Origin of the sequence: Lactococcus fujiensis JCM 16395 (genome assembly GCF_002441655.1) — a bacterium.
Classification (GTDB): domain Bacteria; phylum Bacillota; class Bacilli; order Lactobacillales; family Streptococcaceae; genus Lactococcus; species Lactococcus fujiensis.
Genome location: NZ_JXJU01000005.1, coordinates 57802 through 72777, shown reverse-complemented (window position 1 = coordinate 72777; position 14976 = coordinate 57802). Strand labels below are relative to the sequence as shown.

17 protein-coding genes are annotated in these 14976 nt (G+C 37.5%); 15 read left to right on the top strand and 2 right to left on the bottom strand.

The window, feature by feature from the left end:
• Positions 1-132: 132 nt before the first annotated feature.
• The 11 genes from RT41_RS05205 (at position 133) to RT41_RS05155 (ending at position 10880) form a co-directional block, all read left to right on the top strand.
• Entirely contained in the window at positions 133-399 is a 267-nt protein-coding gene (locus tag RT41_RS05205; RefSeq protein ID WP_096817954.1) for an IreB family regulatory phosphoprotein, read from the top strand.
• Entirely contained in the window at positions 399-824 is a 426-nt protein-coding gene (gene ruvX / locus RT41_RS05200) for a Holliday junction resolvase RuvX (RefSeq protein ID WP_054639867.1), read from the top strand. Before RT41_RS05205 ends, ruvX begins: the two co-directional genes overlap by 1 nt.
• A gap of 48 nt (positions 825-872) precedes the next feature.
• On the top strand, positions 873-1202 hold the full coding sequence (locus RT41_RS05195; protein WP_054639866.1) for a DUF1292 domain-containing protein: 330 nt from the start codon (positions 873-875) through the stop codon (positions 1200-1202).
• A 179-nt stretch (positions 1203-1381) separates the two neighbouring features.
• Positions 1382-3088, top strand: a complete 1707-nt coding sequence (locus tag RT41_RS05190) for a glycosyltransferase (RefSeq protein WP_096817952.1) — start codon at positions 1382-1384, stop codon at positions 3086-3088.
• Positions 3089-3134: 46 nt separating this feature from the next.
• Complete coding sequence (locus RT41_RS05185; protein WP_096817950.1) at positions 3135-4349, top strand: pyridoxal phosphate-dependent aminotransferase; 1215 nt, start codon at positions 3135-3137, stop codon at positions 4347-4349.
• Positions 4350-4529: 180 nt separating this feature from the next.
• A complete protein-coding gene (gene codY / locus RT41_RS05180; protein WP_096817948.1) occupies positions 4530-5318 on the top strand; it encodes a GTP-sensing pleiotropic transcriptional regulator CodY in 789 nt (262 codons plus the stop codon).
• 137 nt (positions 5319-5455) lie between these two features.
• Entirely contained in the window at positions 5456-5869 is a 414-nt protein-coding gene (locus RT41_RS05175; RefSeq protein ID WP_054639793.1) for a hypothetical protein, read from the top strand.
• A 227-nt stretch (positions 5870-6096) separates the two neighbouring features.
• Positions 6097-6402: an Asp-tRNA(Asn)/Glu-tRNA(Gln) amidotransferase subunit GatC gene (gene gatC, locus RT41_RS05170; protein ID WP_054639792.1), complete on the top strand. Its 306-nt coding sequence runs from the start codon at positions 6097-6099 to the stop codon at positions 6400-6402.
• On the top strand, positions 6402-7868 hold the full coding sequence (gatA, locus tag RT41_RS05165; RefSeq protein ID WP_096817946.1) for an Asp-tRNA(Asn)/Glu-tRNA(Gln) amidotransferase subunit GatA: 1467 nt from the start codon (positions 6402-6404) through the stop codon (positions 7866-7868). The genes gatC and gatA overlap by 1 nt, the downstream gene beginning before the upstream one ends.
• A 1-nt stretch (position 7869) precedes the next feature.
• Complete coding sequence (gatB, locus tag RT41_RS05160; protein ID WP_096817944.1) at positions 7870-9306, top strand: Asp-tRNA(Asn)/Glu-tRNA(Gln) amidotransferase subunit GatB; 1437 nt, start codon at positions 7870-7872, stop codon at positions 9304-9306.
• 80 nt (positions 9307-9386) lie between these two features.
• Positions 9387-10880, top strand: a complete 1494-nt coding sequence (locus RT41_RS05155; RefSeq protein WP_096817942.1) for an amidase family protein — start codon at positions 9387-9389, stop codon at positions 10878-10880.
• 50 nt (positions 10881-10930) lie between these two features.
• On the opposite strand, the gene RT41_RS05150 is transcribed toward RT41_RS05155, so the two are convergent.
• Together RT41_RS05150 and RT41_RS05145 are read right to left on the bottom strand one after the other, a co-directional pair.
• Positions 10931-12295, bottom strand: a complete 1365-nt coding sequence (locus tag RT41_RS05150) for an MATE family efflux transporter (RefSeq protein ID WP_096817940.1) — start codon at positions 12293-12295, stop codon at positions 10931-10933.
• Positions 12296-12445: 150 nt separating this feature from the next.
• Positions 12446-12643 carry a cold-shock protein gene (locus RT41_RS05145; RefSeq protein WP_054639791.1) on the bottom strand — a complete coding sequence of 66 codons (198 nt, stop codon included), beginning with the start codon at positions 12641-12643 and terminating at the stop codon, positions 12446-12448.
• Between the two features lie 120 nt (positions 12644-12763).
• On the opposite strand from RT41_RS05145, the gene RT41_RS05140 reads away from it, so the two are divergent.
• From RT41_RS05140 to RT41_RS05125, 4 genes are all read left to right on the top strand, one after another.
• On the top strand, positions 12764-13288 hold the full coding sequence (locus RT41_RS05140) for a 5-formyltetrahydrofolate cyclo-ligase (protein WP_096817938.1): 525 nt from the start codon (positions 12764-12766) through the stop codon (positions 13286-13288).
• 21 nt (positions 13289-13309) lie between these two features.
• Positions 13310-14029 carry a rhomboid family intramembrane serine protease gene (locus tag RT41_RS05135; RefSeq protein ID WP_096817936.1) on the top strand — a complete coding sequence of 240 codons (720 nt, stop codon included), beginning with the start codon at positions 13310-13312 and terminating at the stop codon, positions 14027-14029.
• A gap of 102 nt (positions 14030-14131) precedes the next feature.
• Positions 14132-14554, top strand: coding sequence for a DUF3284 domain-containing protein (locus RT41_RS05130; protein WP_096818066.1), 423 nt, complete (start codon positions 14132-14134; stop codon positions 14552-14554).
• A 5-nt stretch (positions 14555-14559) separates the two neighbouring features.
• Positions 14560-14943 (top strand): VOC family protein, encoded by a 384-nt coding sequence (locus RT41_RS05125; RefSeq protein ID WP_054639790.1) that lies wholly within the window; start codon positions 14560-14562, stop codon positions 14941-14943.
• The last annotated feature ends 33 nt before the right edge of the window (positions 14944-14976 follow it).

Sequence of the window (14976 nt, the reverse complement as noted above, 5' to 3'; positions counted from 1 at the left end):
ATTGAAAAAAACTACAAAATAGCTTATAATATAGCTACGTCTGAGAAATAAAAGACTTTTACATTTCTGATTTTTATCTGTCAGTAGTGACAGAAAACAAGATGGAAATATAACATCAAAAGGAGGTGTCTTATGGGATTTACAGATGAAACAGTCCGCTTCGAATTTGGAGATTCGGACAAAAAAGAAATTAGTGAAACGCTTGTGAATGTATACGATGTGTTGAAGGCTAAAGGCTATAATCCAATCAACCAAATTGTAGGTTATGTTTTGTCGGGGGACCCTGCATACATTCCTCGTCATGACGATGCACGTAATAAAATCCGTCGTTTTGACCGTGATGATATTGTGGAAGAATTAATCAAGGATTATTTGAAGGCACATGGTGTTAAACTCTGATGTTTGCACGATTATTAGGCCTTGACGTTGGGATGAAAACGGTAGGAATTGCGGTAAGTGATTTACTGGGCGTAACGGCTCAACCAGTCGAAACAATAAAAGTTGATACTGAAAACGGTGAACTTGGATTTAGTCGCTTGGAGGAACTCATTAAAGAGTATAAACCTGCCAAAATTATTTTGGGGCTTCCCAAACACATGAATGGCGATGAGGGAATTCGAGCAGAAGCTTCACGTGACTACGGCTCAAAAGTAAATGAAACTTTTGGAATTATTGTTGACTATCAAGATGAACGTTTAACTACCGCACAAGCTGAAAAGGTACTGATTGCTGGTGGTGTACATCGGAAAGATAGAAAGAAATCAATCGATAAATTAGCAGCAGTTTTGATTTTACAAAGCTATCTTGATTCGCATCAATATTAATACTATTGAGTTGACTCAAAATTTAACAAAGAACCAAAGAGGAATAACATGGCACACACACATGATCACGAACATGACCACGGCAATGATGAAGATCGCTACATTACTTTAATTGATGACAATGGAGCTGAAAGTTTATATGAAATCTTGCTGACAATTGATGGGCAAGAAGAATTTGGGAAAAATTATGTTCTTGTAATGCCCGTTGATGGTGATGAAGATGAAAATGGCGAAGTTGAAATCCAAGCATACTCATTCACACAAAATGAAGATGGAACGGAAGGCGATTTATTGCCAATTCCAGAAGAGTCTGATGAAGAATGGGATTTGATTGAAGAAGTTTTTGACAATTTCATGGAACAACAGGACGAAGAATAATTGTAAAAAACACGAATGGTATTAGTATTCGTGTTTTTTTGTCCAAAAAAAGTGAGTAATAGTAAAAAATTTAGGAAAAAGTCAGAAAATTTACTGACTTAATTGAGTCATAAGCTTTTTTTTGATATAATTTTTATATTAAACTACATTTGAACTCGTTCGAATGTACTGGAGGATTAATGTCGAAAGAATATGGTTCACGCTCTGAAAGAAGAGCGAATGAAGCAAATCAAAGTCTTCAGGGAGAAGAAAACAGTCAGGGAGATTCGAATCAGCAACAAGTTGAAGAAGGACTTGAACCGGGATTGGAAACTGCTGAACATGATTCCATAGAGTCTACTGAGACTAGTGAATCAAACGAAACGACTGAATCAAATGAAACATTAGAGTCTAATGAATTTGACCGTGATGAAGCTAATTTTCCAAAACGACTTTCAAGGGTTGAACAGGCAGAGGTTGTAGAAAAATTTAAAGGAAATTCTTTTCCTTCGTATTTTTTCTTAGGTGCTGTTGGTATTCTAGTAAGTTTGACATTTTATAGCTTCCCATTTATTAATAATTATGCAACACCATTGCAATCACAGTATCTATATTCTGGATTCGCAATGAATCACGGTTTAGTTCCATACAATGATTTCTTTGGAAATGCTGGTTCGCTTTTCTATTTGATTAACCAATTGGGAAACATAACAGGAAATTCATTGATTCTTTATTTGATTCAGCTCGTTGCACTTATTGCCAGTGGGATGATTATGTATCGTCTTGTGATTCAACAGACAATGAATGCCTCTGCTGCGACAGTTGTTGGTAGCTTTGCAATGATTACTGCTGCAGGTTTGGCTCGGGGAGGTGCGTCCCCTACACTTTTAGCCTTACCCTTTGTTCTATGGGCGGTTAAATTTTTAGACCGCTATTTTAGAGATGATAACAGAGATGAAAAATTCATTGTTTTTGGCATTTTTGCTGCAATTGTTTTTGTAATCTCACCCATTATGTCTGCATTCTTTCTAGTCTCTTTCATTGCTTTATTGATTTACAACATCTCTCATTTACACTTGGGACGTGGATTTTACCAACTTTTAGCAGCAGCTTTTGGCTTGTTGCTTGTTGGATATTCAATCGCGTATTATGCGCTCAACGAACAAACTATTTATACATCAATTGAGCAGTCAGTCTTAATTCCATTGACTCATTATGGTATGACGGGAAATGGATTACTAACAGTTGCTAAAGCGTCAGTCTTTCTGCTGATTTTTGGAATTGTGACGAGCTTCTTCCACGGTTTGATTCAAATTAAAGAGGCAAGTAGTGCGACAATTTGGTATATTCTATTATTGATTGGTGTGGTATTTATAAGTTTAATGGTAATTGTTGTTCCTAATTTTGATAGTTCGAATTTATTGGCGGCCTTTCCATTTATAATGGTTTTCCAAGGTCCAAGTTTGGCTCGGGCAATTGATGGGAAAAATAATATGTTATTGACTTATTTGCAAAATAAACTCTTTGCGCCTTTATTGGCTATAGTCTTTGTCTTTGGTGCCCCTTTCGCTTATGCTTATATGAATCATACAACTTTTACTGCAGAGAAAGCTGTGGTACAATATGTAAAGGAAAATACGACAAGCAAAGACCATGTCTATGTTTTGGCGGCAGATAAGAACATCAATCTTCTGTCGAAAAGGACAGCAACGATTGATAATGTGCCGGAATATTACCCAAATAAGTTTAAACAGTCATATGATGTGAATGTTGCAAATATCAAAGATAAATTAATTATTGTAGAAGCAGGTCAAAGTGTCCCAGAAAGTCTTGCTAAAACGATTAAAGCTAGTTATCAACCCATTGGAACAGGGAATGGACAGTTCACCATTTATGAGAAAAAATAGTGCTTGATTGACTTTTAGCGCAAATCAGAATGTGAAGGGAGTTATTATGCGAGATTTTGAAAAATCACAAAAACTTGAACACGTGAGTTACGATATTCGTGGCCCAGTCCTTGATGAGGCGCAAAAAATGCGAGCGAACGGAGAAAAAATTCTTCGTTTGAATACTGGAAATCCTGCTGAATTTGGCTTTTTGGCTCCTGATGAGGTGATTCAAGACCTTATTCATAATGCAGTTGCTAGTGAAGGTTATTCTGATTCAAAAGGGATTTTTTCTGCGCGAAAAGCGATTGTACAATATTGCCAATTGAAGGGATTCCCCAATGTTGATATAGAAGATATTTATACAGGCAATGGTGTTTCAGAGCTGATTGTTATGGCAATGCAAGGGCTGCTTGATACAGGTGATGAAGTCCTGATTCCAATGCCTGACTACCCACTGTGGACTGCATCCGTAAGTCTTGCTGGTGGAACGGCTGTTCATTATATTTGTGATGAACAAGCGGGCTGGTTCCCTGACATTGATGATATCAAGTCAAAAATTACAACAAACACAAAGGCAATAGTCTTAATCAATCCGAATAATCCGACGGGTGCACTTTATTCAAAGGAACTATTGTTGGAAATTGTGAAAGTGGCGCGTGAACATGATTTGATTATTTTTTCTGATGAAATTTATGACCGTTTGGTTATGGATGGTCAAACCCATGTTCCCATTGCCAGTCTCGCACCAGATTTGTTTGTAGTAACAATGAACGGCTTATCCAAATCACACCGTATTGCTGGTTTCCGTGTTGGTTGGATGGTTTTGTCAGGGGATAAGTCACATGTTAAGGGCTATATTGAAGGACTCAATATGCTTGCATCAATGCGTCTGTGCTCCAACGTTCTGGCTCAGTCTGTTGTTCAAACCTCCTTGGGAGGCGTTCAGTCAGTTGATAAATTACTTTTGCCAGGCGGACGTATTTATGAGCAAAGGAACTTCATATACAAAGCAATTAATGAGATTCCGGGCTTATCTGCTGTAAAACCACAGGCGGCTTTCTATATGTTCCCCAAAATTGATCGTGAAATGTATCGGATTGATGACGACGAACAATTTGTTCTAAATTTCTTAAAACAAGAAAAAATCTTGCTTGTTCACGGTCGCGGGTTCAATTGGAACCAACCTGACCACTTCCGAATAGTTTATCTTCCACGCGTGGATGAACTTGCGGAGATTCAAGAAAAAATGGAGCGATTCTTGAAACAATATAAGCGTTAATATGAATTGAACTAGCAAGAGATTGCTAGTTTTTATTGGGGAATATTTCCTAGATTCTAAAAAATACTTGTTGCAAAAAATAAGTGATAATTTTCAGACAATTTATATTGTTTTTTATAATAATTTGTGTTATAATTAGCATGAAAAATTTTGATCAATTTATCCAAATAGGAGAAAAAAGTGACTACATTACTTGAAAAAACACGTAAAATCACAGCGATTTTGCAAGACGGAGTGACTGACTTACAGCAGGAACTTCCATATAATAGCATGACTGAACGTCTTGCTAATGTAATTGACTGTAATGCTTGCGTTATCAATACGAAGGGTGAATTACTTGGTTATTCATTGCCATACAATACAAACAATGATCGGGTAGACCAATTCTTTAAAGATCGCCGCTTGCCAGAAGAGTATGTTCGTGGTGCGGTTCGTATTTATGATACAATGGCCAATGTTCCTGTTGATAAACCATTGGCAATCTTCCCAGAAGAATTGTTGTCGGAATATCCTGATGGCGTTACAACCTTAGCACCTATTTATGGTTCTGGAATGCGTCTTGGAACATTCATCATGTGGCGTGATAATGAGCCATTCAACGATGATGATTTAATCTTGGTAGAATTGGCAACCACAGTTATTGGTGTTCAACTTTCAAATCTTAAGCTTGAACAAATGGAACAAAACATCCGTAAAGATGCGATGGCTACAATGGCTGTTAACACACTTTCTTATTCAGAAATGAAAGCAGTAAAAGCTATTATCGAAGAACTTGATGGTGAAGAAGGACACGTTATCGCTTCTGTCATTGCTGACAAGATCGGTATCACGCGTTCAGTTATTGTAAATGCACTCCGTAAGCTTGAATCAGCTGGTGTTATTGAATCCCGTTCGCTTGGGATGAAGGGAACTTACCTTAAAGTTCTTAACAATGGCTTGTTTGACAAACTTGCAGGACGTAATTTCTAAAATAGCTAAGTCTAAAAATCTTGTCTTGGAAAAGACAAGATTTTTTATTAACTCTTGGTTTGTAATGTTCGTCTTTTTAATAATTAAAAAAGTGTTAAAATAGTAATTATAGTTTTAGAAAAATTAAAGGTACTTGAATGAAAAAATATATCTTTCCCACTTTATTGATTGTCTGGTTTTTAACTTACACTTTTCCATTTAATCATGGAGTGAATGAGAAAACTTATCAAATGACCACTTATTCGGGGATTGCTTGGATAATTATGCATTGGCCCTTGTTTTTGATTCTTGCTTTACTATTTACTGCTTACTTTTTAGTTAAGAATCAGAAGTTGTCATCGGCGATCTCGATTGTTCTTATTTTGTTTATGATTTACATTATTACACTCCCATTCCATTTGAATTTTTTTGCATTGGGATGGGAAACGACTAAAGTTGCATTAGATAGTATGTTAAAATTACTGCAATTTGGCTATTATCTCAATTTTGTATTAGGATTTCTAATTATTTTATTAATAATAAGAAATAAATTTGTTAAAAAAAAGAATTAATTCAGCATTAAAGTGAATTATTAGAATATCATAATGTTTAAATTAGCTTTTTTTAATAAAATGAATCTTGTACTGGAAAAAGCAGTGGTCAAAGTTAGGAAAAATTATACAAAATTTGCTATAATTAACAAGAATATACTCTAGAATAGGTTCATTGTAGCCAATATAGAGTAATGAAATAACTCATGGGTGCTTTTAGCAAAAAGCGTCTGAAAGGACAGAATATAATGAGTCAAATTACAACAGAAGAAGTCAAGCACGTTGCAGGCTTGGCGAAACTCGAATTTGCTGAAAGCGAAATTTCAGGTTTCACTGATACGCTTGGCAAAATTATTGATATGGTTGAGATGCTCAATGAAGTCGATACAGAAGGTGTCGCTTTCACGATGAACGTGGCTGATAATGATAGCCGTATGCGTGAAGACGTTGCAGTTGAAGGTTTTGACCGCGAGAAATTACTTGAAAATGTACCAACGCATGAAAATGGCTTTATTAAAGTTCCTGCCATGCTTACGGATGGAGGAGATGCCTGATGTCATTTAATGATAAAACAGTCAAAGAGTTACATGAACTCCTTGTAAATAAAGAAATCTCGGCCCTTGAACTAACCAAGGCGACGATTGCTGATATTAAATTGCGAGAAGCTGATATGGGTGCTTTCTTGAAAGTTACTGAAAATGAAGCTATTGCTCAAGCAGAGGCTATTGATGCGCGAGGAATCGATTCGTCAGTAGTGACAGATGGAATTCCTTTGGCCGTTAAGGATAATATTGTTACTAAAAACATCGAGACAACCTCTGCAAGTAAGATTTTACGTGGTTGGATCCCCCCTTACAATGCAACTGTTGTCGATAAACTCTATAATAAGGGAATGATTGTTGTTGGAAAAACGAACATGGACGAATTTGCCATGGGTGGTTCGGGCGAAAATTCATCTGTTAAACCAACGCACAATGCTTGGGATTTGAATAAGGTTCCTGGAGGTTCATCTTCTGGTTCGGCTGCCTCTGTTGCTGCGGGTCAAGTTCGGTTATCGCTTGGTTCTGATACAGGTGGATCAATCCGTCAACCTGCTAGTTTCAATGGGATTGTGGGAATGAAACCTACTTATGGCCGAGTTTCACGTTGGGGATTAATTGCTTTCGCAAGCTCGCTTGACCAAATTGGTACATTTGCACCAACGGTAGAAGAAAATGCACAGCTTCTGCAAGTTATTTCTGGATTTGATGCTCAAGATTCTACTTCCTCACAAGTTGAAATTCCTGATTATGCTTCAAAAATTGGACAAGATATAAAAGGAATGAAAATTGCCTTGCCAAAAGAATACTTTGGTGAAGGAATTGATGAAAAGGTCAAAGCGCAAGTTCTTGCTGCTGCAAAACATTTTGAAAGCTTAGGGGCTAAAGTTGAAGAAGTAAGCCTTCCACATAGTAAATATGGCGTAGCAGCCTATTACATCATCGGATCATCCGAAGCAAGTTCAAACCTTCAACGTTTCGATGGTATTCGTTATGGTTACCGTGCAGATGACATCAAAAATTTAGACGATTTGTATATTAAATCTCGTTCTGAAGGCTTTGGTGAAGAAGTAAAACGTCGTATTATGCTTGGAACTTACAGTTTATCTGCAGGGTTTTATGACGCTTATTTCAAAAAAGCTGGTCAAGTACGGACAATGATTGTCAATGATTTTGCAAAAGTCTTTGAAAAATATGATTTGATTTTAGCTCCGACTGCTCCAACTGTTGCTTTTGACTTAGGGAGTCGTATTGATGACCCAGTTGCAATGTATATGGCTGATATTTTGACGATTCCAGTGAATTTAGCTGGCTTGCCAGGGATTTCTATTCCTGCTGGCCAAGTTGATGGACTTCCAGTTGGGATGCAGCTTATCGGTAAACGGTATGCTGAAGAAACAATTTATCAGGCCGCAGCAGCATTTGAAGCAACAACAGCTTGGCACAAGAAACAACCATTGATTTTCGGAGGTGCAGAATAAAATGAATTTTGAAACAGTCATTGGACTCGAAGTCCATGTTGAATTAAATACAAATTCTAAAATTTTTAGCCCGGGGAAAATTTCTTATGGTGCTGAACAAAATACATCAACTTACCTTATCGATTGGGGATTACCAGGTGTTTTGCCTACTTTGAACAAAGGTGTTGTTGAAGCAGGGATTAAGGCAGCATTAGCGTTGAATATGCAAGTGAGCCAAGATATGCATTTTGATCGTAAGCATTATTTCTATCCTGATAATCCAAAAGCCTATCAAATTTCACAACAAGATACACCAATTGGGCATGATGGTTGGATTGAAATTGAACTCGAAGATGGAACCAAGAAAAAAATTGGGATTGAACGAGGCCATATTGAAGAAGATGCTGGTAAAAATACACATGGTACAGACGGTTATTCTTATGTTGATTTGAATCGTCAAGGGGTGCCACTGATTGAAATTGTATCACACGCGGAAATGCGTTCTGCAGAAGAGGCCTATGCATACTTGACAGCGTTACGTGAAACGATTCTCTACACAGGTATTTCTGATGTAAAAATGGAAGAAGGATCAATGCGTTGCGATGCTAACATCTCACTCCGCCCTTATGGACAAGAAGCTTTTGGTGTTAAAACTGAAGTTAAAAATATGAACTCGTTTAGCAACGTGAAGAAAGCTCTCGCTTTTGAAGCAGCTCGTCAAGAAAAAATATTGCGTTCTGGAGGAGTGATTCGTCAAGAAACGCGCCGTTTTGATGATAAAACAGGTGAAACAATCTTGATGCGTGTCAAGGAAGGTTCTGCTGACTACCGATACTTCCCAGAACCAGATCTGCCTTCACATATGATTGTTGAAGATGAATGGATTGAACATGTTCGTACTGAAATGCCAGAGTTTGCTCCTCAACGTCGTGGTCGTTATATCAATGAATATGGCTTATCAGACGTTGATGCAAAACAATTGACCGTGAGCAAAGAGACATCTGATTTCCTTGATGAAGCGGTCAAATTGGGCGCTGATGCAAAACTTGTCTCCAACTGGTTGCAAGGCGAAGTTGCCCAATACCTCAACGCACAACAAGTTGAGCTCAAAGATATTCATTTAACCCCAGAAAACTTAACTGAGATGCTTCGCTTGATTGCAGATGGAACGATTTCATCAAAAATTGCCAAAAAAGTGTTCATCGAACTTGCTAAAAATGGAGGTTCAGCTGAGGCATTTGTTAAGAAAGCAGGATTAATTCAAATTTCCGATCCAGCTGTCTTGATCCCGATTATTCATGATGTGTTTGCTAAAAATGAACAGTCTGTAGCGGATTACCGTGGGGGCAAACAAAATGCGGCAAAAGCATTAGTTGGTCAATTGATGAAAGCGACGAAAGGCCAAGCTAACCCTGGCGTTGCTCAAAAATTGCTTTATGCAGAATTAGATAAAGACTAAAATTGTTTGTCATGAGTGACAATTATTCAAAAGTCAGAAAAAAACAAGCTACTGCTTGTTTTTTCTAAAAGGATATTCAGATGAAACAAATAAAAGACGCGACTTATTGGGCCGAACAAATTCGGAACAAGCGATTGACAGCTGAAGAATTAATTGATTTGACCCAACAGAAAATCGAACAACTTAATTCAAGATTTAATGCGATTGTAGCCTCTGACATCGCTAAAGCTAAAGCAGATTTATCACAGACTCACACAGGTTTTTTTGCCGGGGTTCCTTTCCCGCTTAAAATGTTAGGGCAAAGCCATGTTGGACTTCCTGATACATCCAGTTCAAATTTGTTCAGAGATAGTATTGCAACGAGTGACAATAATTATGTGAAGCAATTGATGGCTGCAGGGTTTACACCATTTGGTCAAACAGCAGCGCCGGAATTTGGCTTTAAAAATATTACGGATTCAAGGCTTTACGGTGATACTAAAAACGTTTGGAATGAGGATTATTATTCTGGAGGGTCATCAGGAGGTGCAGCTTCGGCTGTCGCATCAGGGATGTATCCAATTGCAGGTGCATCAGATGGTGGAGGATCAATTCGGATTCCAGCTAGTTTTTCAGGGCTGATCGGTCTCAAAATGACACGAGGAAGAATGCCGCAGGGACCATCGGGCTATCGCTCTTGGCAGGGTGCATCAATTGCAGGTGCTTTAACTATTTCTGTCCGTGACACAGCGCAATTCGTCAAAGAAATGCAAGTTATCCAAGAAGCAGCGCCCTATCAAGCTAATCGCCTAGATTCAAAACGTCTGTCAGCATTGACAACTCAAAACGAGAGTCAAGAAATAGGAAAGAAATTAAAAATTGCCTGGTCGCAGGGTTCACCGATTGATCAAATTCCACTTTCGGAAGATGCTCAAAATGCATTATTTAAAGCTGTTGATTTTTTGAAAGAACAAGGTCATGAGCTGGTCGAAGTTGATTTCCCAATGAATGCTCGCTCGCTCATCGAACGTTATTATGAAATGAATGCGGCCGAAACAGCTGCAATGCTTGAACCTTGGGAGCAAGCGAATGGTCGTGCTTTAAACGAGGGAGATATTGAATTATTAACTTATGCATTGCTAGAAGCTGGAAAAAAAGCACCGGTCACTAGTTACATCAATGCTTTGGACGAATGGGACAATGCAGCCGCTATTTTTGAAGAAAAAATCTTTTCCAAATTCGATCTCTTTTTAACCCCCACAACAGCCAAAACAGCACCAAAGATTGGTGAAGTATTGATGTCGGAAGAAATCAAAGAAAAAATGCGTACGATTAAGCATGAACCTTTTGATCAGCAGATAAAAATTATTGAAGCCGCTTTTGAGCCGTCATTGGCCTATACACCATATAATTTCATCAGCAATCTAACTGGTCAACCAGCGCTCTCCCTCCCCGTCTATGTTTCAGAAGTAACGCATTTACCACTTGGTGTTCAGCTCTGGGGACCTAAAAACTCGGAACTAGAAATGTTAGAAATTGCACTTGAATTTGAAAACAATAGCCAACTGATATTGCCCGAATATTACCGAGAATAAAATAAAAAAAGCATGACTTTAAACAAAGTCATGCTTTTTTAACTTTCACATTAGCTAATTGGAAGGGATTGGATTTGGGGGGCATTTCCGTCACGGTGGAATTGTCGAACCATTTTTATTGTTGTTGGAATTAAAATAGCTGTTGAACCCAACCATGCTGCAGGATTAGATGAAATGATCACAGTATAGTTCATGAGAAGGACACCGAGAATAGCTACACCAGCCCGCATGAAAAGCTCCATGAAGCCACAAATCGTTGGAATTCGTGCGTTTCCGAGTCCTTGAATGGTTGAGCGGGTGACAAATAAAATAGCTAAGAGCCAGTAGAAGCCGCCATTGACTAAATAGTAATGGCGAGACATTTCAATAACAGCTGTTTGACTAGGTGAAATAAATGCAGTCGTGAAATAGAAGTGTAACAGATTAAGGAGAATTCCAAAACCGATAGACCAGCCGACAGCAATCGCAAGAGAACGCATCAGCCCTTGATTAATTCGACGATATTGCTTCGCGCCATAATTTTGCGCCCCAAATGTTGCCATTGCCAGTCCCATGGAAATCATAGGTAACATGGCAAATTGGTCAATTTTGCTGACAATCGCTTGAGTGGCAACGGCATTGGTCCCCATTTTATTAAGGGCAATTTGGAGTGTAATTGAACCAATCGCGATAATTGAAGATTGGAAACCCATTGGAATCCCCAAACGGGTATGAGCCATTATTTCACTGCGGCCAACTTTCAATAATGAACGGTCAACATGGAAATCAGGCACTTTTTTCTTGATGTACCAAAAGAGATAAATCACCGAAATAGCTTGAGCCAGAATGGTTGCCGAACTAGAGCCTAACAAGCCTAGGTGGAAAACCAATATTGCTGTATATTCAAAGATAATATTCAAAATACTTGCAACAATCAAAGCATATAGTGGCGTTTTCGAATTTCCAAGGGCACGGAGTGCATTCGACAAATATGCATATAAGTTCGAAGCAATCATACCTCCCAACATAATGGTTAAAAAAGTTTTGGCACCATCAAAAATATCAGCTGGAGTTTGCATGATCTGAAGTAATTGACCAACAAAAATGACAGAAATAATACTGAGGATAATTGAAATGGCAATTGTAAAATAAAGTCCTGTAAGGTATGACTTTTTTACCCCCAGCTTATCTTTTGCCCCAAAACGCTGCGCCGTCAAAATGGTCAAGCCACCCGTCATTCCTTGTGCAAAGCCGACAATTAAAAAGTTGATTGAACCAGTGGCACCAACAGACGCAAGTGCATCTTTTCCTAAGGTTTGTCCAACAATCAATGTGTCAGCAGTGTTATACAAAACCTGAAAAAAGTTTCCCAATAATAATGGTAATGTAAAGGCAATCAAACCTTTAAGAATATTACCTTTTGTTAAATCCTTCATTTTTTCCCTAAAACTTACATTCTAATTGAATTCGCTTTCCCTATTTTAGACTATTTTAAAAGTTTTGACAAGTTGCTTTTCTTTAAATATCAGTGTTTTTTAGGTTGAAAATAAAAAAGCTGTCATTGCTGACAGCTTTTAAGTCATGAATTATTTAGTAACATTCACAGCTTGAGGTCCGCGAGGGCCATCTTCAAGATCAAAGTTAACTTTTTGACCTTCGTCAAGAGTTTTGAATCCGTCAGTTTGGATTGCTGAGAAGTGTACGAATACATCTTTGCCATCTTCAGCTGTGATAAATCCGAAGCCTTTAGTAGCGTTAAACCATTTAACAGTTCCTTGAGCCATTTTTAAATACTTCCTTAAAATAATATTTTGTAAATTGTGAATCTTAATAAGGAGTGAACAAAAATGTTACAGAACTAAACTTAAGACAAAAACTTACAAAATTATGATAACATAGTTAGCATGGAAAGTAAAGCGGAAACAAGAAAAAAAATTATAAATTTTCTGATTAAATTGTCTAAAGATGACAAAGATTCACAAACAAAACATATTACCTCAAGCCTGGTCAGTTCTGACAACTGGAAGAATTCGGAGGTCGTAGGTCTCTATATGCCCACCACAATTGAGTTTGATTTGGTAGCGCTTTATAAAATTGCTGAAGAAGAAGGGAAAAAAATCCTAATCCCAAAGTGTTTACCAAATCGAAAAATGATATTTGCTCCTTATGTTACAAATGAGTTAAAGAAATCAAAATTTGGTATCATGGAACCTACGAATCTTACGGAGGTGACGCCAGATTATATCCTTGTTCCTGGCCTAGCATGGAACTCAGATGGTTATCGAATTGGTTTTGGTGGTGGCTACTATGACCGCTATTTAAAAAATTTTGAAGGCAAAACAGCATCTGTCTTTTATGATATTCAATCTGTTGAGTTTGAACCCGAAAGTCATGATATAATGGTACAAGAACGATTTACAAAAAAATGACTTAATTCAAATGGAGCAACAATGAACCAATTTAATTTAAAAAAAGATTTTCTCGAGTTTAAAGCCACTTACACGATTACAATTGTGACTGTATTAGTTTGGCTAGGTCAATTATTAACTTTTGGTAATCAAGCAACTAGCGGGATCAACCTGTTGAATTCAGGTGCCTTGTGGGGCCCCGCAATCCTAGATGACCCAACTCAAATTTGGCGCCTCTTCACCCCAATTTTCTTGCATATCGGTTGGACACATCTCCTTCTAAATATGTTTACCCTCTTTTTTATCGGACGTCAGGTTGAAGCCGTTTTTGGCTGGAAAAGTTTCACATTGATTTATTTTATTTCAGGGATATTTGGCAATGCCATGAGTTTTCTCTTTCTCCCACAAAGCTTATCAGCAGGTGCATCGGGTGCGATTTTTGGCTTGTTTGGGGCTGTAGTCGGACTGGGCTATTTCACTGAAATGCCTATTTTAAAAGAAATTGGTAAAACATTTGCAGTGTTAATTGGTATCAATTTGATTATGAACGTTTTAAGTGTAGGTTCTATCGGTTCGATTTCAATGGGGTCTGTTAATATTTGGGCACATGTTGGAGGAGCAATTGGCGGTTTACTTTTATCGGCCATATTACCACCCAAACCATTAAAACGGGCAATTCCAAGATATTATCAATTAATCACGTCAATTGTATTTTTAGTCTTATTAGTTGCATTCATTACAATTCCATTTTTAAATCACTAATAATAAAAAAAAATAAATTTCGCAAAAAGAAACGGTCAAGACTTGCAAACGTTTTCCAAACTTGTTAAAATTAATTAAGCAAATAATGAAAGTAGTATGAAAATGGAAATTAATAAAACAATTGATGTCCCACGCGAATTTGTTTTTGAAAAAATTATTGATTCAGGACTTTACGACATTGAACGTCAGACAGGCAAACGACCAAAAGTAATGAATATGACTGGATTTTCATACGTCAAAACCTTTGGGAAAAACCAAAGTGGAACAATTAAATTCGACGAAGTTTCTGGACCATCCGTCTACGCATTTACGACGACGACTCAAAGAAACACCTTCCACACGCGTTGGGAACTTCATAAAATTGATGATCGTTCAACAAACATAATTATTACAGAACAACAAGAATCGAATGGATTTTTCCAAAAATTAAACGACATTGCTGTTGGATTTGTTCTTGGGCGAATTAAGAAGCGACAAGTTATAGCGATGATTGATGCAATTGAAAAAGCTTATAACGGACGGTGATAAAAATGAAGATAGAACATATCGGTCTTATGGTCAAGGATTTGGAGGGAATGCGTGCCTTTTACGAGCATTATTTTAAGGCTAAATCAGGTGACAAGTATCATAATCCCAAAACAACTTTTCAATCATATTTCCTGACCTTCGATGACGGAGCACGTCTTGAAATTGGGACCAAAAGTGATTTTAAAAATCTTCAAGAAACAGTGAATCCATTGGGCTATGCTCATTTAGCAATTTCGGTTGGAACGAAGGAAGAAGTAGATCGAATGGCTGAACAGTTTCTTGCTGACGGTTTTACAATTAAGTCAGGTCCTAGAACCACTGGAGATGGTTACTATGAAGCAGTTGTTTTAGATCCTGAACAAAATGAAATTGAAATCACAAAATAAATATCTTATTTTTAAGATATTTTTTATTAGCAA